Raw genomic sequence first — 22,454 nt, 5'->3', positions numbered from 1 at the left:
GAAAAACACTTCAGCACAATTGAATATTTCTAAACTAATGATTAGCAGTACCGTATAGTCGTTGCGCGTGATCGATCCTCATCGCCTGCGCATCCTGCGTGCCGTCGTCGCGGAGGGATCCATCGGTGGTGCTGCCGCCGCGCTGGGGTGCACACCGTCCGCGGTGAGTCAGCACATCGCTGTGCTGCAACGTGAGATCGGACTCACCCTGGTGGAGAAGGTCGGGCGTGGAATCGCCCCCACGGATGCGGGCGCAACCCTCGCGGCGGAGTCGGCGGCGGTCTTCGACGGGCTGTCGCGTCTCGACGGTCTGGTCGCTGATCTTCGGCATGGCCGCGCCGGCACCCTGCGGGTGAGCTACTTCGCGTCGGCGGGAGCGGCCTGGATGCCGGCGGTCATCGCGACCATCAGCTCGGAATATCCCGCTGTCCGGCTGGATCTACGGTTGGTCGAACTCGCCGACGCCGACGACGCGGCGCCCGACGTCGAGATCAATGTCGCCGGCATGCCCGGCACCGAGCTATCGAACTACGACACCGCTGCCCTGGTCACCGAGGATTACGTGGTCGTGGTCGGCGCCGGAGACTCTCTCGCTGAACGGGATTCGGTGACCCTGCGTGAGCTCGCAGGCGAACCGTGGATCGACAACGACGTTGCGCGCGGCAACTGTCGGGAGAATCTCCTGCGTGCCTGCACTGCCGCGGGATTCACGCCGTGCTTTCGTGTCGAAACACACGACTACGTGACCGCGGTGCGATTCGTTGCCGCCGGTGTCGGTCTCACCGTGGTACCCAGGCTTGCCCTCATCGACCTACCTGCCGGAGTACGCACCGTCGCCATCTCCGAACCGACGCCACGGCGCACCATTGTGGTTCGCCGGCACCAACGCGCACGTAACAATGTGGTCGCCGGCCGGGTGCTCGAACTCATCCATCAACAGGCGGTGCGGACGCACGGACCGGCGGTGGGGGCACTGGCCTGATCTGGGCTTGGGTCGCACATCTTGACCCGAAAGACCCTTGGGTGAAGTCGAAAATGATATGGCTGCAAGGTGTCTCGAGGCTAGAAGGTGACCGCGCTTTCTTCGGGCAACACCTGAAAGTCGGTATCGGTCATCTCGGCGAGCCGGCCGTAGTAAATGCCACGTGCCTCGGTGGCGATGATCCCCTGATGGATGGGTACGGCGCGGGCCGGCGCGACCGATCGCAGGTAGTCGACGGCCTCGGAGATCTTCATCCACGGGGCGGCCGCCGGCGTGGCCAAGACGTCCACCGGTTCGTCCGGGACGAACAGGGCGTCGCCGGGATGCATCAGCCTGGCGCGATGGTCGCCGTCGCCGACCAGGTACGAAATATTTTCTATGACTGGGATTTCCGGATGAATCACCGCGTGACGTCCGCCGACGGCCCGGATCGCCAGCTCGCCGACCGCCAGTTCGTCGCCGACGTGGACCTCCCGGCATTCGGTGCCAAGTACGGCTGCGGTCTGCGCGTCGGCATACAGGGCGGCATCGGGGTTGGCCGCTAGCAGCGCGGGCAGCCGGCTCACGTCGACGTGATCGGGGTGCTGGTGGGTGATCAGGATCGCCGCCAGGCCAGTGATCCCCTCGAACCCGTGCGCAAAGGTCCCGGGATCAAACAGCACTCGGGTTTGACCGAAATCCGCGAGAAGACAGGAATGCCCAAAATGCGTCAGTTGCATGTCTACGATTGTGCCCTGATGGCAGCCCTGCCGATGCGACTGTTGCTGGCGACAATGCTGGTCGCCGGCAGCTTGGTGATCACGGTAGGGGTGGCCACGCCGGCAGCGGCGGAGCCCGAAACCTGCCCACCGGTATGCGACCAGATTCCCGGTGCCGCGTGGATCCAGCGACGCGCCGTGCCCATGAACGCGGTCTATCGCTGGCCCGCGCTGGGCGCGGTGGCGACGGCCCTGACCAGGACGACACCCCGGTTCCGGTTCGAGGAAATCTGTGCCACACCGGCCTTTCCGGACGACATCCGCAAATCGGCCGTTGCGGGCCGCGCGTCGGTGACTCACCCGGACGGTCAGTGGCAATTGCAGGCCCAAATACTGCACTGGCGGGGCGACACGGCCCGCGGTGGAGCCATCGCCGCGACCGTGTTCGGCGCCGCGGTCACCGCGCTGCGCGCGTGTCAGCTGGGGGCGCCCAAGCAATCCCCGTCGGTGACCGACGACGAACCCACCCGGATGTCCGCGGTGATCAGCGGTCCGGTCATCATGCATACCTACCTGATTGCGCACCCGGCGAGTAGCACCATCAGCGAGCTCACGCTGTGGACTTCCGGACCGGCGCAGGTGGAATGGCCGGTGATCAACGATTCCACCGTCCTGGACGCCATGGTTGCGCCGCTGTGTGAGGCCTATATCGCCTCGTGCAGCTGAGCTGACCGCGCCGTTTCACCGGGGATCTAGGCGGTCATGCCAAGTGCTTCCACATGCTGTGCACGCGCCGCCGCCAAGGCGGCCGCCCTTGCGGAAACAGAAGCCGCAGGCGACACCAGCTCCGCTTCGGGCGCTATCGCCGACGCTATTGCGGAAGGCGCGGCAACAGGTTTAGCGCCCGCAATTTCAGATTCAGCCTCGGCGGGCGGTGCGTACAAGCTCAGCAAGAACGGGAGGTTCGGGCCAATATCAATATTGAACGCGTCCGATAACCCGCGCAAAGTCCCGGACAACGCGCATGCCGTTGCGATGAGCAGCAGCGTTGGGCCGGCCAGGGCCAAGACCGGTGCCGCCAGGACGCCCACCGCCAAGGCAATTTCGTACAAATACACCATGAGAAATGTGTGCCAGAACGCCAGCAGAATGATCATCGACAAATAGACGATTACATATAAATACACGCCCAAGATGATCGAATAGTACAGAATATTCATGATTAGCCACATGATTAAATCGATGATGTCGATTTTCTGGGCGGTGGCGGGCGTGCTGATTTCGGCCTTGAGTATGAGCGGGGCCGGTGTGGTGTGGGGCATCGAGGCCAGCGTCGTGCCTGAGACCGCCTGATAGGCGCTCATGGTGGTGGCCGCTTGAATCCACATCCGCGCGTAGTCGACTTCGTTGAGCGTGATGGGGATGGTGTTGAGTCCAAAAAAATTGGTCGCGACGAGCGCCGCGTGGGTGGTGCGGTTGGTGGTCAACTCCGCCAGTGTCGGCATTGCTGCCAGCGCACTGGCGTAGGCCCCCGCCGCCGCCTCGTGCTCGGCCGCCGTCGCCGCGTAGTCGGCGCTGGTCTTGGTCAACCACGTCAGATACGGCACATGGGCATCGACATAACTCTGCGCGCTCGGCCCCTCCCACGCCACGGCCGACTCACCCAGCATGGTGGTGAGTTCCTCTGCGGCCGAGGCGTGTTCGGCGGCCAGCGCCGTCCATGCCGCGGCGGCCTCGTGCAGTGGACCCGGGCCCGGGCCCGCGCTCAGCAAAGCCGAATGCACTTCCGGCGGCGAGGCCATCCAAACAGACGCCGTCATAAAAGTCCTCCCGAAATCCGACAAGTCGCCGCCACAGTACGGACGCTTGGTGAACAAACGGGGTTAGCTGGTTGCCGGCATCGGGGTGCGGGCGTCGCGTCGGTGAACCGGGGCCGGCGAAGCGACACAACGCAGCGAAACCGTCGGGTGGCTCCGGTGCGATCGCACACCGATCTCGATGGGTATGCCGTCACCGGATCGGCGAACAGCGCGTCTTCGGTCGGTTGTTCTCACGGGCCGGCAGCAGCGGACTCGCGCCCGTGACGCGCCCCGGAGGCCATCGCCGGTAGAGTTGGCGCCGAGCAATCGGAGCTGAGGAGGAATGCCGGTGGCCCGGGTGGTCGTCAATGTGATGCCCAAAGCGGAGATTCTGGACCCGCAGGGCCAGGCAATCGTCGGCGCCCTGGGGCGTCTCGGGCATCCCGGAATCTCGGATGTCCGCCAGGGCAAGAGATTTGAGCTAGAGATCGACGACAGCGTGGACGATGCCACGCTGGCCGAAATCGCGGAGTCGCTGTTGGCGAACACGGTGATCGAGGATTGGACGATAAGCCGGGACCCGCAGTGACAGCTCGGATCGGGGTTATCACATTTCCCGGAACGCTGGACGACGTGGACGCCGCCCGCGCGATCCGGCTGGTGGGCGCCGAGGCGGTGAATCTCTGGCATGCCGACGCGGATCTGAAAGGCGTCGAGGCCGTGGTGGTGCCCGGCGGCTTCTCCTACGGCGACTACCTGCGGGCGGGTGCGATCGCCAGGTTTGCCCCGGTGATGGGCGAAGTGGTGAGCGCCGCGCAGCGAGGCATGCCGGTCCTGGGGATATGCAATGGTTTCCAGGTGTTGTGCGAGGCTGGCCTGCTGCCCGGCGCGCTGACCCGCAATGTGGGGCTGCACTTCGTCTGCCGCGACGCATGGTTACGGGTGGCGTCGACGTCGACCGCCTGGACATCGCGTTTCGAACCGGCGGCGGACTTGCTGGTGCCGCTCAAGTCCGGGGAGGGCCGCTATGTGGCCTCAGAACAGGTGCTCGACGAGCTGGAAGCCGAAGACCGGGTGGTGTTCCGCTACCACGACAATGTCAACGGCTCGCTGCGTGACATCGCCGGGATCAGCTCCGCCAATGGCCGGGTGGTCGGGCTCATGCCCCACCCCGAACACGCGATAGAGGCGCTGACCGGCCCCTCCGATGACGGGCTCGGACTGTTCTATTCGGCGCTGGACGCGGTGCTGGCCGCCTGAGGTCGGCCGGATCAGCCGGCGTCGCGCATCAGCGGCGGCGTCTGCGGCAGCTCGGCGACCCGGTTCAACTCGCCAAACAGCTCGATCGATGCGCCGATGGCGCGGTCCACGAATACGGCGAATTCGCTGAAGTCCACCGGACCGGCGATCCATTGGGACTTGTAGGCGGTGACGCCGATGCGCTGTGGGTCAGACGAGTTGTGCACTATCGCGGTGACTCCGCGACGCTGGGTGCTCCAGCGGTCGGCGAACCGCGCCAGCAGCGCACGGTCGCCCGCGGGGAAAAAGCATGCGGGAGCGACCCGAATCGCGAACACTTCCGGATGCGCCGGTGAGATCTCCAGGTGGACGTGCAGCCGCTGGGGATGGGCGTCGGTGACGAAGAAGAACTCGCCGTCGTGCTGGCCGCGGAAATACCGCCTTCCACGGGTGCACAAGTAGCGTTCGATCAGGGTTGCGCACAGTGGCTCGGTCATGAATCCATGCTCCGCGCTGCGGCTATGCAGATCCTTGGAGCCAAGGAAAGCGGATCCAAAGAATCAGTTGAGAATTTCCTGAGTGGCTGCTGCTTGTCGGTTACGAGAGCGGATACAGCCCCGGCAGGTTGACCACGATCGCCTCCTGGGTGCTGCGCGCGATGACCACTTCGGCGGGCATGGTCGGGTCGGGATTTTCTTCCCGGTGTGGCAGATAGGGCGGAACGAAGATGTAGTCGCCGGGTTCGGTAGCGATACGCACCTCTTGCTCGCCGTCGTGAAACACAAACTCCGGGCGTCCGCTTCGCACATAGATTGCGGTTTCGGAGTCTCCGTGGTGATGGTTGGCCGAGACCGTCCGGGGCAGGACATGCGTCTCACCCATCCAGATCTTCTCCGCGCCCACCGACCTTCCGCTAAGCGCGGCAAACCGGCGCAATCCCTCCGATTGCGCGGTATCGGAACTGATTTCGGAGGCCTTGATGTGGTGTACCTGCGCGCGACGGCGGTCCGGGGCGGCTGTTTCGGCTGGGAAGTCGGGATGGAATCCGTCCGAGGTTGCCATGGCTGCTCCGATTGTTGGGTGAGTGCTAGACAAGGACGAAAAACGAATCGCGGTAGGCCTCGAGAAGTCGCAGCCACAGTTCGCTGATCGTTGGAAAGCATGGTACGGCGTGCCACAGCCGGTCGATGGGCACTTGGCCGGCGATGGCGATGGTGGCGGCGTGCAGCAACTCCGCGGCGCCCGGGCCGACGATGGTGACACCGAGGAGGCAACCTCGGTCGACGTCGACGACCATGCGGGCCCGGCCGGCGTAGCCGTCGGCGAAGAGCTTGGCCCCGGTGACGACATCGCCGATTTCGACGTCGATCGTCTTGATCCGATGACCGGCCCGCGCCGCCTGCTCGGCCGTCAGTCCCACCGCGGCGGCTTCGGGGTCGGTGAAGAAGGCCTGTGGCACCGCGTGATGATCGGCGGTGGTCGCATGCGCACCCCACGGTGCGGTGTCCAGCGAGTCTCCGGCGGCGCGGGCACCGATAGCGCTACCGGCGATGCGGGCTTGGTACTTGCCCTGATGGGTGAGCAGTGCGCGGTGATTGACGTCGCCGGCCGCATAAAGCCAACCGCCATCGACGGCGTTCACTCGGCAGGTGTCGTCGACATCGAGCCAGTTGCCTGGCGCCAGCCCGACCGTCTGCAGGCCGATGTCGTCGGTGCGTGGTGCGCGGCCGGTAGCGAACAACACCTCGTCGACCTCGAGCCGCGTATCGTCATCGAGTTCGAGGGTAACCGGTGCATCGGGATGCGGCCGGTGCAGTGCGCGCACTGAGATCCCCACGCGCACATCGACGCCCGCGCGGGTGAGGCCGCGGCCGACGAAGTCGCCGACAAACGGTTCCATCCGGCTCAGCAATCGGGATCGCGCCAGCAGGATCACCGACGACCCCAATCCTTGCCAGGCGGTCGCCATTTCGACACCCACACCGCCCGCGCCGACGATCGCGAGCCGGCGGGGCACCGAACTGGCCTCGGTGGCTTGGCGATTGGTCCACGGCCAGGCCTCGGTGATCCCAGGCAGGTCGGGCAAGGTGGGGCGACTTCCGGTGCAGACGACAACCGCATGCCGCGCCGCGATCATCAGCGTCTGGCCGTCGTGATCGGACACACTGACTCGACGCGGACCCGCCAGCCGCCCATGGCCGCGGATCAGCGTCGCGCCGATACCACTGACCCAGTCGGCCTGGCCGCCGTCATCCCAGTTACTCACGTACCGGTCCCGGCGATCGAAAACTGCTGCCGCGCTGATTGAGTCGCTGATTGCCTCGCGCGCACCGTCCACCCGGCGGGCATCGGCAACGGCGATCACCGGACGTAGCAGCGCCTTACTCGGTACACATGCCCAGTACGAGCATTCACCGCCGACGAGGTCACGCTCGATCACCGCAACGTGCAGCCCCGCAGCCTGGCAGCGGTCAGCGGCATTCTGCCCGACCGGTCCGGCCCCGAGCACTATCACGTCGAACGAAAGATCGGGTTCGCCGGCCGGTATCCGGGCGCGTTCGTCTTCGGTCACGGTCGCAGATCCTTCCGTCGACTCTCTCTGCGACGCTACGCCCCGCACTCTGGTGCGCTACCGGCGAGTGTGGGCTGAGTTCGTCCTGTTCTTCTCGACGACTCAGCCGCGTTGTTACTGGCCCGCTCCCACCAATGCCCTGGTGCGGTGGGACTCCAGCCGGTACTGATCCCACGCCTGGCGGCCGTAGGGCATGCCGGGGTGCCAGCCCGCGGGGTCCATACGACCGGGCCGCGGGCGGCGTCTCGGGCCGAAGCGCTCGCCGCTGGGTGTGACGGTCGGCGGCAAGTCCCATTTCTCCGAAGGTATTTGGTCCGGGCCTAGCACGTCAGCTTCGTACCTCTCGTTGGCGGTGCACGACTGTTTGGCTACCTTCCAGCGTCGTGCTAGATCGGTGGCGAGCCGTAGTGGGTGTGGCGCCCGGCCACGGAGGTTTCGGGCCGCGCGGTTGTATCCAGTGATAGTCAGTCAGTCGCAGCTGGCGCTGTTCGCCGGCTGCAAGTTAGCTGGGAAACCCCAGGCGGCGCCGGGCTCGTGGTCCGCCGTCGGTCCGTCAGCTATCCCGAGTGCGGACTGAGCGCGACCGAGGCTTCGGCGGTGTAGCACAGGAAGGTCAGCGTCTCCTGCAGGTACAACTGCACGGTGTCGGCGTCGTGGCTGGTGTACCCGATCGCGACATCGGTGCCCAACTGCAGGTCGAAGTCCCCGCCGCGAGTGGTCAGCACGAACGCACCGTCGATGGCCGGCGCCCAGATGATGTCACCGTCGACCAGCCGGTTCAGATGCTCACGAATGGGATAGCCGTGCTCGGTGGTCTCGCTGACCTTGGTGTAGACGTCGGCGGCCAGCAGCACCGAGTAGGGTCCGTCGACGCCGGCCAGCCGCAGTTCCGACAGTGCCTGGGTGATGACGTCCGGGATTTCGCGCGGGTCCTCGGGCAGCGTGAGCGGCGGGTTGGAGCTGGAGCTGCGGATGCCCTCGATCGATGCGGCGCCGTAACCCTCGAAGATGGTGCGGTCCTCCACGAACGCCAGCTGCTTGGCGGCCGCCTTGACCGGGTCCCAATCCGAGTCCTGGGAACCGCGTTCGACATCATCGATCTCGTTGCGTGACAAGGTGAACGGGACCCGCAGTCGCACCAGGGGCTTGCTCGCCCGCAGATGGGCGATGACCCCGTCGGTAGGAGCCTTCACATCGATCAGCCGGCCCGTGCTCACTGCCGCGGTGACCGGACCTCCGGGGTCGCTCACGTCGACCACCCGACGGCCCGCGATGTGGCGCTTGAATGTCCGGGTGGCCTCCAATTCGATTTCGGCCCAAGCGGCTTCGGTGACCGGTGCCAGATCGCGGTAGAGGTTGTTCATTCGGAGGTTCCTTTCAGGCTGCCGATCGAGAGTGAGCCGTCGTCCGCGGTTGGGACGGCCGCCGGTGCCAGCGGCAAGGGCGGTGGATCGTCGAGGAAATCGATGGTCGGCGAGAAGAACAACCCGCCGGTTGTCGCCGTGGAAAAGTCGAGCACGCGATCGGTATTTCCGGGCGGATCGCCGAGAAACATGTTGCGCAGCAGCCGTTCGGTGACGGTGGGAGTGCGCGAATATCCGATGAAATAGGTGCCGTATTCGCCCTTGCCGACCTCGCCGAACGGCATGTTGTGCCGAACGATCTTCAGTTCGACTCCGTCCTCGTCGGTGATGACGTTGAGCGCGATGTGCGAGTTGGCCGGCTTGGTGCTCTCGTCGAGTTCGATGTCTTCCAGCTTGGTCCGGCCGATCACCCGCTCCTGCTCGGTGACCGACAGCGAGTCCCATGACCCCATGTCATGCACATATTTCTGTACGTGCACATAGCAGGAGCCGGCAAAGTCGGGATCCTCGTCGCCGACGGTGGTCGCGCCGATCGCGATTGCGCCACCGGGGTTTTCGGTGCCGTCGACGAAGCCCAGCAGATCGCGATTGTCGAAAAAGCGGAAGCCGTGCACCTCGTCGACGACGGTGACCGCTGGGGCCATCGCCTTGAGGATTCGGCCGGCCAGCTCGAAGCACACGTCCATAGTTTCGGCCCGGATGTGCAACAGCAGGTCCCCCGGTGTGGCCGGCGCGTTGTGGCGTGGTCCCGTCAACGGGACGAACGGATGCAGTTCGGCCGGCTTTGGGCCGGAGAACAACCGATCCCACGCGTCGGAGCCGATCGAGGCCACCACCGACAGGTGCTTGGTGGGGTCGCGGAATCCGATGGCCCGCACCAATCCGGATATCTCGGTCAGCGCGTCATGCACGGTCTGCTCGCCGCCGGCGTCGATGGTGGCCACCAAAAAGATTGCGGCTGGCGTCAGGGGCGCGAGGATGGGTTGCGGCTGAACCGAAGGCACCCTGCCGACCCTAGCGTGAATCCCGCAGTCCCCAACAGCCATGATGTTGAGCATGTCCGATGCGCCCACAACTTCAGCCACCGCTCGAGGCCTCGGCGAGTTCATCGACGCGTCGCCCTCCCCGTTTCATCTGTGCGCCACGGTGGCCCGGCGTCTGCTGGATGCCGGGTACACCGAACTGAGTGAGATAGACCGCTGGCCGCAGCAACCGGGCCGCTACTTCACCGTTCGAGCCGGTTCGCTGGTCGCCTGGGACAGCGGCGGCGTCGGGACCGCGCAGGCACCGTTTCGGATTGTCGGGGCGCACTCGGACAGCCCGAACCTGCGGGTCAAACAGCACCCGGATCGGCTGGTCGCCGGCTGGCAGGTGGTGGCGCTCGAACCGTACGGGGGAGCGTGGCTGAACTCCTGGCTGGACCGCGACCTGGGCGTCAGCGGGCGGCTCTCGGTGCGGGCGCCCGGTGTTCGCGGCGGCATCAGTCACCGGCTGGTCCGGATCGATGAGCCGATCCTGCGGGTACCTCAGCTGGCCATCCACCTGGCCGAGGATCGCAAGTCGCTCACGCTGGATCCCCAGCGGCACGTCAACGCGGTATGGGGCGTCGGTGCGCAGCGGGGTTCCTTTTTCGGCTACGTCGCCCAGCGCGCCGGCCTGGCGGAGGGTGATGTGCTGGCGGCCGATCTGATGACCCATGACCTGATCCCGGCCGCGGTCATCGGTGCCAACGCCGACCTGCTCAGCGCGCCGCGGCTGGACAACCAGGCCAGTTGCTACGCGGGACTGGAAGCGCTACTGGCCGCCGAATCGGACCAGGTGCTGCCCGTGCTGGCGATCTTCGACCACGAGGAGGTCGGCTCGACCTCGGACCACGGCGCGCAGTCCAACCTGCTGAACACGGTGCTGGAAAGGATCGTGCTGGCCGGTGGCGGGGTCCGGGAAGACCTGTTGCGGCTGTTGCCGGCTTCACTGCTGGCGTCCGCGGACATGGCGCACGCCACTCATCCCAACTACCCCGAGCGCCATGAGCCCAGCCACCAGATCGCGGTCAACGCGGGGCCGGTGCTCAAGGTGCACCCCAATCTGCGCTACGCCACCGAGGGGCGGACAGCCGCGGCCTTTGCGCTGGCCTGTCAGCAGGCCGGTGTCAATCTGCAACGTTACGAGCATCGGGCCGACCTGCCGTGCGGGTCGACGATCGGGCCGATGACCTCGGCCCGCACCGGTATCCCCACCGTGGACGTGGGTGCCGCGCAGCTGGCGATGCACTCCGCGCGCGAGCTGATGGGCGCCGCCGACGTGGCGGCGTATTCGGCAGCGCTACGGGCGTTCTACGTGCCCGAATAGTGGGCGGCAATAGACTCGGTTGGCATGACGCTCAGTGTCGAGATGGTCACCTTCGACTGCAGTGATCCCGCCCGGCTGGCCGGCTGGTGGGCCGAGCACTTCGGCGGGACGGCGCACGAATTGCTGCCCGGCGAGTTCATCGCGGTGACGCGTCCGGCGGGGCCGCGGCTCGGATTTCAGAAGGTGCCCGATCCAACACCCGGAAAAAAACCGGGTGCACCTGGACTTTTCGGCCGCCGACGTGGACGGTGAAGTGTCACGGCTGGCGGCCGCCGGAGCGACCGAGGTGCAGCGGCACCAATTCGGGGAGAACTTCCGGTGGGTGGTGATGGCCGATCCCGAGGGCAACGTCTTCTGCGTCGTCGGCCAGTAGCGCACCGCCCATCGACGGTCAGGCCGCGCGCGAAACGCCGAACAGCTCTCGACAGCGGTCAAACCCCTCAACCCGAACCTCGACATGGCGCTGGCGCAGCCAGTCGTCACGAGTCAACCGGAAGCGCACCCGCTGTGCCGCGGCGCCCTCTCGCGCCACTCGGTCGACGCCGTTTTCCCGGTAGCCCTGACGTCGGGATATCGCGATCGAGGCCGGATTGTCGGCGAACGCTGCCGAGGTAGCGGCCTGGGCTCCAAGCTCACAGAACACGAAATGCAATGCTGCCGCCCGCATCTCGGTGCCAAGGCCGTTTCCTTGGTGACACAGTCCCAGCCAGGATCCGGATTCGACTTCGCCGGCGATCGGGAAGTTGCTGGCGCGCAAGCCCTGCACACCGACGGCCCGACCCTCGACCACGACGGCCAGAGGCAGGGCCCAGTCATCGCGGCTGAATCCCGCCAGCTCCCGCCACAGGAAGGACAAGGTGTTGTACGGCAGCTCCGCCTGAGGGGCTCGGGTCCAGGGGACGGAAAACGGCATCCGGTCCGGCTCGTGCACGCCGTCCAGAATTGTGTCGATCAGCTGGTCGCACAGCTCTTCGGTGGGCAGTCGCAGCTGTAGGCGCGAGGTCGTGATTCGCAGATCGAACAGCGGCCAGTGACGAGACATCGCCCCATTATGTTGACCAGGCCGACCGCTGTCAGCCGGTTTTCCTGCCGCGGGTCTCCGGCGGGAGCGATGCGGCCCGGGACTCTAGACTGTCTGCGTGACGAGCGCTCGCAGCCACCAGACTGACACAGTCGCACATGCCGCCACCACCCCCGACCAGCCGCAACCGTTTCACGAGCTGGGCCTCAAAGACGACGAGTATCAGCGGATTCGTGACATCCTGGGCCGTCGGCCCACCGACACCGAGCTCGCCATGTACTCGGTGATGTGGAGCGAGCACTGCTCCTACAAGTCCTCCAAAGTCCATTTGCGCTATTTCGGCGAGACCACCACCGATGAAATGCGCGCCGGGATGCTGGCCGGGATCGGCGAGAACGCCGGCGTCGTCGACATCGGTGACGGGTGGGCCGTCACGTTCAAGGTGGAATCGCACAACCACCCCTCCTACGTCGAGCCCTACCAGGGTGCGGCCACGGGTGTCGGCGGCATCGTCCGCGACATCATGGCGATGGGTGCGCGGCCGATCGCGGTGATGGACCAACTGCGCTTCGGCGCCGCCGATGCCCCCGACACTCGCCGGGTGCTCGACGGTGTGGTCCGCGGTGTCGGCGGTTACGGCAACTCGCTGGGGTTGCCGAACATCGGCGGCGAGACGGTCTTCGACGCGTGCTATGCCGGTAACCCCTTGGTCAATGCGCTGTGCGTGGGCGTCTTGCGTCAAGAGGACTTGCACCTGGCGTTCGCCTCCGGCGCCGGAAACAAGATCATCCTGTTCGGCGCGCGGACCGGCCTGGACGGCATCGGCGGGGTGTCGGTGCTGGCCTCGGACACCTTCAGCTCCGATGGCGAGGGCGAGGGCGCGCGCAAGAAGTTGCCGTCGGTCCAGGTGGGCGACCCGTTCATGGAAAAGGTGCTCATCGAGTGCTGTCTCGAGCTCTACTCGGGCGGACTGGTGATCGGCATCCAGGACCTCGGCGGCGCAGGGTTGTCTTGCGCCACATCGGAGTTGGCCTCCGCCGGGGATGGCGGCATGGCGATCAACCTGGAAACCGTCCCGCTGCGCGCCAAGGAAATGACGCCCGCCGAGGTGCTCTGCAGCGAGTCGCAGGAACGGATGTGCGCGGTGGTGTCGCCGGAGAACGTGGACGCGTTCATGGCGGTGTGCCGCAAGTGGGACGTGCTGGCCACGGTTATCGGTGAGGTCACCGAGGGCGACCGGTTGCGCATCACCTGGCACGGCGAGACGGTCGTGGACGTGCCACCGCGCACGGTGGCCCACGAGGGCCCGGTGTACCAGCGTCCGGTCGCCCGCCCCGACACCCAGGATGCGCTCAACGCCGATTCGTCGAAGAGCCTGCCCCGCCCGGCTACCGGCGACGAGCTGCGCGCGACTCTGCTTGCGCTGCTTGGCAGTCCGCACCTGTGCAGTCGCGCGTTCATCACCGAGCAGTACGACCGCTACGTGCGCGGCAACACGGTGCTCGCCGAACATGCGGACGGCGGCGTGCTGCGTATCGACGAGGCCACCGGTCGCGGTATCGCGTTGTCGACCGATGCTTCGGGGCGCTACACCCTGCTTGACCCCTACACCGGTGCCCAGCTGGCACTGGCCGAGGCCTACCGCAACGTCGCCGCGACCGGCGCGACCCCGGTGGCGGTGACCAACTGCCTCAACTTCGGCTCGCCCGAGGATCCCGGCGTGATGTGGCAGTTTGCCCAGGCGGTGCGCGGCTTGGCCGATGGTTGTGTGGCGCTGGGAATTCCGGTGACCGGCGGCAACGTCAGTTTCTATAACCAAACCGGGTCGACGGCGATCATGCCCACCCCGGTGGTCGGGGTGCTCGGCGTGATCGACGATGTCACTCGTCGCATCCCCACCGCGATGGGCGCTGAGCCCAGCGAAACCCTGATGCTGCTGGGCGATACCCGAGACGAGCTGGACGGCTCGATCTGGGCGCAAGTCACCGGCGAGCACCTGGGCGGCACGCCCCCCGCGGTCGATCTGGCGCGGGAGAAGCTGCTGGCTGACGTGCTGCGCGCGGCATCGCGGGACGGGCTGGTCTCCGCGGCGCACGACCTGTCCGAGGGCGGACTGGCCCAAGCCATCGTCGAATCGGCATTGGCGGGTGAAACCGGCTGCCGCATTGTGCTTCCCGACGACGCCGACCCGTTTGTCATGCTCTTTTCCGAATCGGCCGGCCGGGTGCTGGTGGCGGTGCCGCGCACCGAAGAGAGCCGGCTACGGGCCATGTGTGCAGCGCGAGGATTGCCCGCGGTGCGTATCGGGGTCGTCGACCAGGCATCCGATGACATCGAGGTGCAGGGCTTGTTCACGGTCTCGCTGGCCGAACTGCGCGCGACGTCTGAGGCGGTGCTGCCGAGATTTTTCGGGTAAGTCGGCTGCGCGCGCTGGCTCTGGCCGCCGGCTTGGTCGGCTGGAGCCTGGCCAGTCCGCGGCTGCCGGCGCGGTGGCGGGTGGCGCTGCAGGCCGTTTTGGGTGGCGTACTTGTGCTGGTGACCCGTGCACCACTGGGGCTTGCGCCGCCCCGGTTGTGGGCCGGGCTGCGACTGGGCGCGGTGGCCGCCGCCCCGGTGGCCACCGCGATCGCGGCGACGACTCCGGTGACGATGGTGCGCCTGTCGATGTCCGAACGCGACCTGCCCGCATCGGTGCCGGGCTGGCTCGGGCTGCAGATTCCGTTCGGGACGGTCTGGGCCGAGGAGGCGGCGTTTCGTGCGGCATTGGCCACCATGGGCACCAGAGGTTTTGGTCACGTCGGTGGGCGGTTGCTACAGGCGGCCACCTTCGGTCTGTCCCACGTCGCCGATGCGCGCGCGACCGGTGCGCCGCCGGTGCCTACGGTGCTGGTCACCGGCCTGGCCGGCTGGCTATTCGGGCGGCTGGCAGAGCGCAGCGGCAGCCTGGCGGCACCGATGGTGCTGCACCTGGCGATCAACGAGGCCGGGGCGGTTGCGGCGCTGACGGTCCAGCGTCGCTGGATCAACGGTGCCGAAATCACGCCGCGGCGCCGCTATACTTGACACGCTGGCTTTTCGCAGCAAACGACTCGACCGAGAGGCTTGGCACCCCAGGTGCACAGACTTAGGGCCGCGGAGCATCCGCGGCCGGACTACGTTCTTCTGCATATCAGCGACACCCATCTTGTCGGAGGGGATGACCCTCTCTATGGCGCGGTAGACGCCGACAGCAGGCTGGCTGAACTACTTGAACAGCTCAAGCACTCAGGGGCGAGCCCTGATGCGGTCATTTTCACCGGCGACTTGGCCGATACCGGTGAAGCGGCGGCTTATCGCAAGCTGCGCGCGGTGGTCGAACCTTTCGCCGCCGAGTTGGACGCCGAACTGATCTGGGTGATGGGCAACCACGACGACAGGGCCGCCCTGCGCAGGTTCCTGCTGGACGAGGCCCCGTCGATGGCGCCGCTGGACCGGGTAACCATGATCGACGGCCTGCGGATCATCACGCTGGACACCTCGGTGCCCGGGCATCACTACGGCGAGGTCCGGGATTCCCAATTGAGATGGCTCGCTGAAGAGCTGAAGACCCCCGCACCGCACGGCACCATCCTGGCGCTGCATCATCCGCCGATTCCCAGCGTCCTGGACCTGGCCGTAACGGTGGAACTGCGCGACCAAGCCCGGCTGGGACGGGTGCTCGAGGGCAGCGATGTCCGGGCCATTCTGGCCGGCCACCTGCATTACTCGACCAACGCCACCTTCGTGGGGATCCCGGTCTCGGTGGCCTCGGCCACCTGCTACACCCAGGATCTTACCGTTGAGGTCGGGGGAACCCGGGGCCGAGACGCGGCGCAGGCCTGCAACCTGGTGCACGTGTACCCCGACACCGTGGTGCACTCGGTGATTCCGATCGGTACCGGCAAAACCGTGGGCACCTTCGTCTCGCCCGCGCAGGCGAAACGGCAGATTGCCGAAAGCGGGATGTTCATCGAGCCGTCACGGCGGGATTCGCTGTTCAGCCACCCTCCGATGGTGCTGACGCCATCGGTTCGGCCAAGTCCTGCGGATTGATATCTGCGGCAACCTTTTCCCATGGCGCGGGGATGGGGAAGTAGCGCTCCAGGAAATCGACCACGCGCTCCGCCCGCTCGGTGCCGCTGACTTCGGGGAAGCTGCCATCATTGAGGCAGAAGAAGTCATAGTTGCGGCGCCTGCGCAATTCGGGAAGTAGGCCGAGCCCGGCGCGGGTGGTGGTGTCCACATAGAGGACTTTGGCCTTCTCTTGCTGGACGGCCTTGCCGGTCATCAGTGCGTAGTAGTGGTACAGCGAATTCGTCACCGAGATGTCGGTGCCGGACCTGAAGGCGCTGGCCTGGGTGCGCGCGAATTCCTCCGGAAACTCCCGCTCCAACTCGACGAGCACGCTCTTGCGCAGTGGCACGGCGGTGTGCTCGAGGTGACGGGTGATCACCTGACCGAATCGGGCGAACAGCAGCTGGCGGTTCACCCGGGCCGCGTTTTCAAAGCCGCTGCGAGTCGGATCGTTTGCCCCGAGCCCGATCCGTGTGTTGGCCTCGATGAACCGGGTGACGCCGCCAGGGGAGAAGAACATGCTGGCGTTGAGTGGCCGGCCAAAGAACATGTCGTCATTGGAATACAGAAAGTGCTCGCTGAGATCGGGGATATGGTGCAGCTGACTCTCCACCGCGTGCGAGTTGTAGGTCGGCAATGCGGCCCGGTCGGAAAAGTGGTCCTCGGCGCGCACCACCGTGACGTTCGGGTGCTCAGCCAACCACGGGGGTGGGGTTGAATCCGTCGCGATGAAAATGCGACGGATCCACGGCGTGAACATGTTCACTGATCGCAGCGCGTATTTCAGCTCGTCGACCTGACGGATCCGCGCCTCGGCGTCGTCGCCTTCTCCCACCACGTGCTGCGACATCTGTGCGGCGCGTCGGGCCCGGAATTCCGGGTCGCTGCCGTCCACCCAGGAAAACACCAGATCGATGTCGAACGTCACATCGCTGGCATGAGGTGTGAACATCCCATCCAGCGTTGGCCACTTGTATCCATATAGTTTGACCGACGAAGGCGAAAGTTCGTCGCGCGGCAGTATCTTGCGGGTGAGGGAGTTTTCTATCGGGCACCGGATGAGCGTTTCCTCGAAGACCCAGAATTGGATCTCGACACCAAACATTGCGCCATAACGAAATCCGCCCGGCGCAATCCGCCGGCGATACAAACGCAGAATTTGCGGATCGGCCACCCTGGAAAGGTGGCCATTAGCCAGCAAGACGGGAGAAATTCCTTTCTCATCAATCGTTTTGGCGTACATCGGTTCGGTGGCACACGCCGCGGCGAGAGCGCGTTCGAGGGCGGGACGCAACTGTATGTCGACCGCAAGAATCGGACGGCCGCTGTGATTGCGAATCAGCAGGAATGGAATGCCGGCCCGGTTCAACGCCTTTCGCAGGAAGACGAGGTCCTCGATCTGTGCCTCTTGGGGAGTGAGGCTCGATTCCAGGCGGGCAATCTTGCCGCCCCGGGTAACGATGATGGGCGCCAGGCCGCGCGCGGCGGGCCGACTGCCGTCACGTGAAGGGATCTTGGGCATCGGAACACCGCCTTAGGTAAGAGTGATTTCGGCACCGCGAGGATCTCACACTTCCGGCGCCCCCGCAGTGCGAGAGAGCCCGGCGGCACCGAGCAGCTCCGGGTACCCTTAGCTGCGTCGACAAATACTGCGCCGCAGACGATTTAGCACTTTGCCGACATCTGCCGGACACCTCACCGTTTCCGGCATGACCTATGATGTTGGGTTCGTTGAGGCGTTGTTTCAGTGCGCCCGATCCGGCTGGTCGGCGACGACGCTGCCGTCAGGTTGCCGCAGCGGCGCCCGGCTGCCATCCGGATCGTCGAAACCCTGGGTCGCACAGGGATACGGCGGGTGTGCCGGGAGCGGGTCGATGAACATCGGATTGACCAGCCAGCGCCCGTCGGCGTCCGCGTAGGCGCGACACATCAGCTCGATCTTGTTGCGGTTGATCACCAGGCGCAACGCGGTGGCGTCGGTGAGGAACGTGGCGTCCCCGTTGGAGTCTCCGGCCGCGAACGATTGGCGGCGCTGTTCGGGGAGTTGGTCGAACGCGGCCGGCCCCGCAACCCCGAAAACCTGCTCGTTGACCCGGCACCGTTTGCCTTCGTTGAAGGGGATCGACGGCTCACCGCCGCACTGGGCCAGGCGCGCCGTGAGCACCTCGCCGTCGTGTTCGGTGCGAACACCCATCACGTGGTCGGCGGCGATACCCACGTCCGCCGCCCACACCCGCACCACCGGCTCGGCCGATGCGGAGATGATCCGCACATCGAATCCGTTGGCCTGCAAGGTTGCCACCAGGTCCCGCATCTGCGAGTAGTAACGCACCCAGGCGATCTGTTGAGTGCTGCCCACCGTCTGTTCGGCATTCTCGGCCGCGTCCAGGTTCTCCTGCCGGGCCGCGGTGACAAATCCGGTGATCTCTGCCTCGGTCCAGCCAGCCAATAACTGCGCGGCCCAGGCATCGGCGGGTTGCATGCGCCGATGGTTGAACCCGGCGAATGCGGCCGCCCCGGATCGGGTTTTTTCGCTCGTGTACACCGAAATCAGCTCGTCGGCGCATCCGGTTTCGGAGCCGGTCGGCAAGGGCTGGCCGGGCGCCGCGAGGCCGCCACAGGCCGCGGCCAGGGCCGCGGCCGCCGGCGGGGTCAGATAAGGGCTGGTGCTGGTCCAGTCGCCGGCCGCGGGTTGACGCACCTTGGAATTGCGGATCATCCAGAACAATGTCGCGTTGCCGATGTCGTTTCGCACCATGGTGTTGTCCCAGTCGAACAACGCCACCGGAGCCCCGTCGGCCACCGAACCGGACTTGCCGCAGCTGCCGAGCCGGCCGATCATCTCGTTGATCCGGTCCCGATTGTCGCCGTACCATCCGGGATCGGCGGCCAGCGTCCGGCAGGCAGTCCCGGTCGAGCTGGTCGAAGCGGTGCCCGAATGATCGCCGCCGCCGCTACAACCGGCCAGCCCCAGCATCGCCGCAGCAGCAAGTACCCGCACAGGCCAAAGTCTCATCGCTCGTCTCTCGCACGGTGGGTTTCGGTGATCGCAACATTAGGGGTTAATGGTGTTCTCACCGAACTGACGTCCCCAGACATATTCGTTGAGCAGGGGCTGTCCGATCTCGAGATGGTTGTAGGGCGCCATGTTCGCGCCGACGTCCATCACCAGATACGGAGCGGGCCACAAGTCGCGGGTGATCGTCTGCCAGCACCCGGGTCGCCCGCCGGGGCCGCCCCGCGCATTCACCCGCGGCAGATTCTCCGGATAGATATACGGATTCGGCGCACCCGATATGGCGCCCGATGAGGCTGCTCCCAGCGAGTAGCCGTTGAAGCCCAGCGCGTTGCGGATCCGGGGGGCGACCTCGTCGTAGTTGCGGATGGTGCAGAAGATCTCCGGGCTGTACTCGTCGAGCAGCTGGCCGGTGGGCACCAGATCGGCGGCGCCGCGGGTCAGGTAGGGGCCGCCCCGCTCGAACACCTCCGAGCCGTTGTTGGCCAAACCGACCGATGCCAGTAACGCCGCATCCAAATCGCTACGTCGTTGGTTGACCGTGCGCGCGACGGTCACCGCGGAGTCGACGGCATCCCAAAGGTCCGCTGAGGCGTCGGCATAAATGTCACCCAGCGCCGCCAGCCCCCTGATGTCGCGGTGCGCCTGCGGCATCAGGGGGTTCACGTCATCGAGGATGGCGTTGCCGTTGACCAGTGCGGTGCCCAACCGATCGCCCAGGCCGCTCAGGGCCTGCGCGGCCGCGCTCAGCGTCAGGTTGAGCTTGACCGGATCGACTTTCTCGCTGATCGCCGTCACATTCTCGAACAGCGTGTTGAATTCCGTGGTCACCGAGGTCGCGTAGATCACACGGGCCGGCGTGATGTGTTGCGGTGCCGGGTCTGTTGGCGAGGTCAGGGACACATATTTGTTGCCGAAAACGGTCGTCGCCTTGATGGTTGCCGACACATTGGCCGGAATTGACCCGATGTACTTCGGCGTGACGTCTAACGCGAATCTGGCCGCTGGCGCGCCGTCATGGGTGACCTCGGTGATGCTGGACACCCGGCCGATCTGCACACCGTTGAACGTGACCTTCGCGCCCGGATCGGTTACCAAACCGGCCCGCGGAGCAATCATGGTCAATCGAGTCTTGGGGATGAACGTCCCACGAAACTGCCAGTACAACATCGCACCGAAGAACACCAAGACCATCAGGGCCGCTAGACCGATGATCTTGTAGGGCGGCCGCGATCGCGGGTCCATGATTCTGAGACCCTAAGGTATGGCCGCCCGCGATAGAACCGATCCGGCAAAGACCCGCCAGATTGTCTTGGAGATTGCGGACTGGCTGCGCGACGAATCCCATCCAGCGCCGGGCCGCACCGCGCTGGCAACGGCGGTTCGGCTCACCGCGCGCACGTTGGGTGCGGTGGCACCCGGCGCGGCCGTCGAAGTCCGGATCCCACCTTTTGTCGCCGTGCAGTGCATTCCCGGGCCCAGACACACCCGCGGCACTCCGCCCAATGTCGTCGAAACCGATCCGCGCACGTGGTTGTTGGTGGCCACGGGGCTGTTGAGGTTGTCCGAGGCGACGGCGACCGGCGCGTTGACTTTGTCCGGTTCGCGGGCAGATGAAATCGGACACTGGCTGCCGCTGATTGATCTCGGCTGAATTTTATGTCCTGGCCTGTGATTATTGTTCAACGCGGAAGATGGCCAAAAGGAAAACGCAGGTTTGATTCGGCCCCACGGCCATGGTGGCCGTAGACTCTTACTCGTCACCAACCGCGCCCCAGGGAGTCGCCAAACCGTGACCGCACAGCAGTCCGAAGAAGACTTCAACGCGCCTCGTGAAGAATGCGGTGTATTCGGGGTCTGGGCCCCGGGCGAAGATGTTGCCAAACTCAGCTACTACGGCCTTTACGCGCTGCAGCATCGCGGCCAGGAGGCGGCAGGCATTGCCGTCGCCGACGGCTCGCAAGTGCTGGTCTTCAAGGACCTCGGCCTGGTCAGTCAGGTATTCGACGAGCAGACGCTGGCAGCCATGCAGGGGCATGTCGCCATCGGGCACTGCCGCTATTCGACCACCGGCGACACGACCTGGGAAAACGCCCAGCCCGTCTTCCGCAATACCGCTGCGGGCACCGGAGTTGCATTGGGTCACAACGGCAATCTCGTCAACGCGGCCGCCCTTGCAGCGCGCGCCCGGGACGAGGGACTGATCGGAAACCGATCCTCGGCGCCCGCCACGACGGACTCGGACATCCTGGGCGCACTGCTGGCCCACGGCGCCGCCGATTCCAGTCTGGAGCAGGCCGCCTTGGAGCTGTTGCCGACGGTGCGTGGTGCCTTTTGTCTGACCTTCATGGACGAAAACACGCTGTATGCCTGCCGCGACCCGCACGGGGTGCGGCCGTTGTCGCTGGGCCGGCTCGATCGTGGCTGGGTGGTGGCATCGGAAACGGCCGCGCTCGACATCGTCGGTGCGTCGTTCGTGCGTGACATTGAACCGGGCGAGCTGCTGGCAATCGATGCCGACGGGGTGCGGTCCACCCGCTTCGCCAACCCCACCCCCAAGGGTTGCGTCTTCGAGTACGTCTACCTGGCACGCCCGGACAGCATGCTCAACGGCCGGTCCGTGCACGCCGCCCGGGTGGCGATCGGTCGTCGGCTGGCCCAGGAGCGCGGGGTCGAGGCCGATTTGGTGATCGGCGTGCCGGAGTCGGGTACCCCTGCCGCGGTTGGCTATGCGCAGGAATCCGGCATCCCCTATGGACAAGGGCTGATGAAGAACGCCTATGTCGGGCGCACGTTCATCCAGCCGTCACAGACGATCCGCCAGCTCGGTATCCGGTTGAAGCTCAACCCGCTCAAAGAGGTGATCCGCGGCAAGCGCCTGATCGTCGTGGACGACTCCATCGTGCGGGGAAACACGCAGCGCGCCCTGGTGCGGATGTTGCGTGAGGCCGGTGCCGTCGAAGTGCATGTGCGAATCGCCTCGCCGCCGGTGAAGTGGCCCTGTTTCTACGGCATCGACTTCCCCTCGCCGGCCGAACTGATCGCCAACGCCGTCGAGGACGAAAACGAGATGCTCGAAGCCGTGCGTCACGTGATCAACGCCGACACGCTGGGCTACATCTCGCTGCGGGGATTGGTAGCGGCCACCGAGCAACCGATCTCCCGGCTGTGCACCGCCTGTTTCGATGGCAAGTACCCGATCGAGCTGCCCGGCGAGACCGCCCTGGGCAAGAACGTCATCGAGCACATGCTCGCCAACGCGGCGCGCGGAGCCGAGCTGGGCGACGTTGCGACCGACGAAGTACCCATCGGGCACTGAGAT

21 protein-coding genes and 1 pseudogene are annotated in these 22,454 nt (G+C 65.8%); 11 read left to right on the top strand and 11 right to left on the bottom strand.

The window, feature by feature from the left end; translation table 11 throughout:
- The first annotated feature begins 67 nt into the window (after positions 1-67).
- On the top strand, positions 68-982 hold the full coding sequence (locus CCUG20998_RS24375; RefSeq protein ID WP_038580879.1) for a LysR family transcriptional regulator: 915 nt from the start codon (positions 68-70) through the stop codon (positions 980-982).
- Positions 983-1,062: 80 nt separating this feature from the next.
- Here the strand turns inward: CCUG20998_RS24375 and CCUG20998_RS24370 are convergent, their stop codons facing one another.
- Positions 1,063-1,701, bottom strand: coding sequence for an MBL fold metallo-hydrolase (locus CCUG20998_RS24370; protein ID WP_036456709.1), 639 nt, complete (start codon positions 1,699-1,701; stop codon positions 1,063-1,065).
- On the opposite strand from CCUG20998_RS24370, the gene CCUG20998_RS24365 reads away from it, so the two are divergent.
- Complete coding sequence (locus tag CCUG20998_RS24365; RefSeq protein ID WP_020730747.1) at positions 1,678-2,406, top strand: hypothetical protein; 729 nt, start codon at positions 1,678-1,680, stop codon at positions 2,404-2,406. The two genes, CCUG20998_RS24370 and CCUG20998_RS24365, sit on opposite strands and share 24 nt — an antisense overlap.
- Before the next feature lie 26 nt (positions 2,407-2,432).
- Here CCUG20998_RS24365 and CCUG20998_RS24360 read toward each other — a convergent pair whose 3' ends face one another.
- Positions 2,433-3,500 (bottom strand): PPE family protein, encoded by a 1,068-nt coding sequence (locus CCUG20998_RS24360; RefSeq protein ID WP_036456711.1) that lies wholly within the window; start codon positions 3,498-3,500, stop codon positions 2,433-2,435.
- 328 nt (positions 3,501-3,828) lie between these two features.
- On the opposite strand from CCUG20998_RS24360, the gene purS reads away from it, so the two are divergent.
- Positions 3,829-4,068 (top strand): phosphoribosylformylglycinamidine synthase subunit PurS, encoded by a 240-nt coding sequence (purS, locus tag CCUG20998_RS24355; RefSeq protein ID WP_015357291.1) that lies wholly within the window; start codon positions 3,829-3,831, stop codon positions 4,066-4,068.
- Positions 4,065-4,739 (top strand): phosphoribosylformylglycinamidine synthase subunit PurQ, encoded by a 675-nt coding sequence (gene purQ / locus CCUG20998_RS24350; RefSeq protein ID WP_036456712.1) that lies wholly within the window; start codon positions 4,065-4,067, stop codon positions 4,737-4,739. Before purS ends, purQ begins: the two co-directional genes overlap by 4 nt.
- Before the next feature lie 11 nt (positions 4,740-4,750).
- Here purQ and CCUG20998_RS24345 read toward each other — a convergent pair whose 3' ends face one another.
- From CCUG20998_RS24345 to CCUG20998_RS24325, 5 genes are all read right to left on the bottom strand, one after another.
- Positions 4,751-5,215: a hypothetical protein gene (locus tag CCUG20998_RS24345; RefSeq protein ID WP_020730751.1), complete on the bottom strand. Its 465-nt coding sequence runs from the start codon at positions 5,213-5,215 to the stop codon at positions 4,751-4,753.
- A 100-nt stretch (positions 5,216-5,315) separates the two neighbouring features.
- On the bottom strand, positions 5,316-5,780 hold the full coding sequence (locus CCUG20998_RS24340) for a cupin domain-containing protein (RefSeq protein ID WP_012396425.1): 465 nt from the start codon (positions 5,778-5,780) through the stop codon (positions 5,316-5,318).
- Between the two features lie 25 nt (positions 5,781-5,805).
- On the bottom strand, positions 5,806-7,290 hold the full coding sequence (locus CCUG20998_RS24335; protein ID WP_020730752.1) for a dihydrolipoyl dehydrogenase family protein: 1,485 nt from the start codon (positions 7,288-7,290) through the stop codon (positions 5,806-5,808).
- A gap of 557 nt (positions 7,291-7,847) precedes the next feature.
- Positions 7,848-8,654 carry a family 1 encapsulin nanocompartment shell protein gene (locus CCUG20998_RS24330; RefSeq protein WP_012396423.1) on the bottom strand — a complete coding sequence of 269 codons (807 nt, stop codon included), beginning with the start codon at positions 8,652-8,654 and terminating at the stop codon, positions 7,848-7,850.
- Entirely contained in the window at positions 8,651-9,700 is a 1,050-nt protein-coding gene (locus CCUG20998_RS24325) for a Dyp-type peroxidase (protein WP_051173419.1), read from the bottom strand. The genes CCUG20998_RS24330 and CCUG20998_RS24325 overlap by 4 nt, the downstream gene beginning before the upstream one ends.
- Positions 9,701-9,710: 10 nt before the next feature.
- Here CCUG20998_RS24325 and CCUG20998_RS24320 point away from each other — a divergent pair, with 10 nt between their 5' ends.
- Together CCUG20998_RS24320 and CCUG20998_RS24315 are read left to right on the top strand one after the other, a co-directional pair.
- Positions 9,711-11,003 (top strand): M18 family aminopeptidase, encoded by a 1,293-nt coding sequence (locus CCUG20998_RS24320; RefSeq protein WP_020730755.1) that lies wholly within the window; start codon positions 9,711-9,713, stop codon positions 11,001-11,003.
- A 24-nt stretch (positions 11,004-11,027) separates the two neighbouring features.
- A pseudogene (locus CCUG20998_RS24315) lies at positions 11,028-11,376 on the top strand (VOC family protein).
- An 18-nt stretch (positions 11,377-11,394) separates the two neighbouring features.
- On the opposite strand, the gene CCUG20998_RS24310 reads toward CCUG20998_RS24315, so the two are convergent.
- Positions 11,395-12,045 (bottom strand): acetyl-/succinyl-CoA transferase, encoded by a 651-nt coding sequence (locus CCUG20998_RS24310; protein WP_020730758.1) that lies wholly within the window; start codon positions 12,043-12,045, stop codon positions 11,395-11,397.
- A gap of 97 nt (positions 12,046-12,142) precedes the next feature.
- Between CCUG20998_RS24310 and purL the strand changes: the two genes are divergently transcribed.
- From purL to CCUG20998_RS24295, 3 genes are read left to right on the top strand one after another with little or no spacing between them, the layout of a single operon-like run.
- Positions 12,143-14,440, top strand: a complete 2,298-nt coding sequence (gene purL, locus CCUG20998_RS24305) for a phosphoribosylformylglycinamidine synthase subunit PurL (protein WP_036456714.1) — start codon at positions 12,143-12,145, stop codon at positions 14,438-14,440.
- Positions 14,428-15,087 carry an Rv0804 family intramembrane glutamic endopeptidase gene (locus CCUG20998_RS24300; RefSeq protein WP_099052666.1) on the top strand — a complete coding sequence of 220 codons (660 nt, stop codon included), beginning with the start codon at positions 14,428-14,430 and terminating at the stop codon, positions 15,085-15,087. The genes purL and CCUG20998_RS24300 overlap by 13 nt, the downstream gene beginning before the upstream one ends.
- A gap of 51 nt (positions 15,088-15,138) precedes the next feature.
- Entirely contained in the window at positions 15,139-16,095 is a 957-nt protein-coding gene (locus CCUG20998_RS24295) for a 3',5'-cyclic adenosine monophosphate phosphodiesterase CpdA (RefSeq protein WP_036456716.1), read from the top strand.
- Here the strand turns inward: CCUG20998_RS24295 and CCUG20998_RS24290 are convergent.
- The 3 genes from CCUG20998_RS24290 to CCUG20998_RS24280 form a co-directional block, all read right to left on the bottom strand.
- Positions 16,040-17,638 (bottom strand): stealth family protein, encoded by a 1,599-nt coding sequence (locus tag CCUG20998_RS24290; protein ID WP_020730761.1) that lies wholly within the window; start codon positions 17,636-17,638, stop codon positions 16,040-16,042. The genes CCUG20998_RS24295 and CCUG20998_RS24290 overlap by 56 nt on opposite strands.
- A gap of 222 nt (positions 17,639-17,860) precedes the next feature.
- Complete coding sequence (locus tag CCUG20998_RS24285; protein ID WP_020730762.1) at positions 17,861-19,117, bottom strand: HAD family hydrolase; 1,257 nt, start codon at positions 19,115-19,117, stop codon at positions 17,861-17,863.
- A gap of 54 nt (positions 19,118-19,171) precedes the next feature.
- Positions 19,172-20,377, bottom strand: a complete 1,206-nt coding sequence (locus tag CCUG20998_RS24280; RefSeq protein WP_020730763.1) for an MCE family protein — start codon at positions 20,375-20,377, stop codon at positions 19,172-19,174.
- Between the two features lie 19 nt (positions 20,378-20,396).
- Between CCUG20998_RS24280 and CCUG20998_RS24275 the strand changes: the two genes are divergently transcribed.
- Together CCUG20998_RS24275 and purF are read left to right on the top strand one after the other, a co-directional pair.
- The gene (locus CCUG20998_RS24275; RefSeq protein WP_012396412.1) at positions 20,397-20,786 is read left to right on the top strand and encodes a sterol carrier family protein; all 390 of its coding nucleotides are present in this window, start codon (positions 20,397-20,399) and stop codon (positions 20,784-20,786) included.
- A gap of 138 nt (positions 20,787-20,924) precedes the next feature.
- Positions 20,925-22,451 (top strand): amidophosphoribosyltransferase, encoded by a 1,527-nt coding sequence (gene purF, locus CCUG20998_RS24270; protein WP_015357281.1) that lies wholly within the window; start codon positions 20,925-20,927, stop codon positions 22,449-22,451.
- The last annotated feature ends 3 nt before the right edge of the window (positions 22,452-22,454 follow it).

The sequence above is a fragment of the Mycobacterium marinum genome, assembly GCF_003391395.1.
GTDB lineage: Bacteria > Actinomycetota > Actinomycetes > Mycobacteriales > Mycobacteriaceae > Mycobacterium > Mycobacterium marinum.
This window is presented reverse-complemented; position numbering and strand designations above follow the sequence as displayed.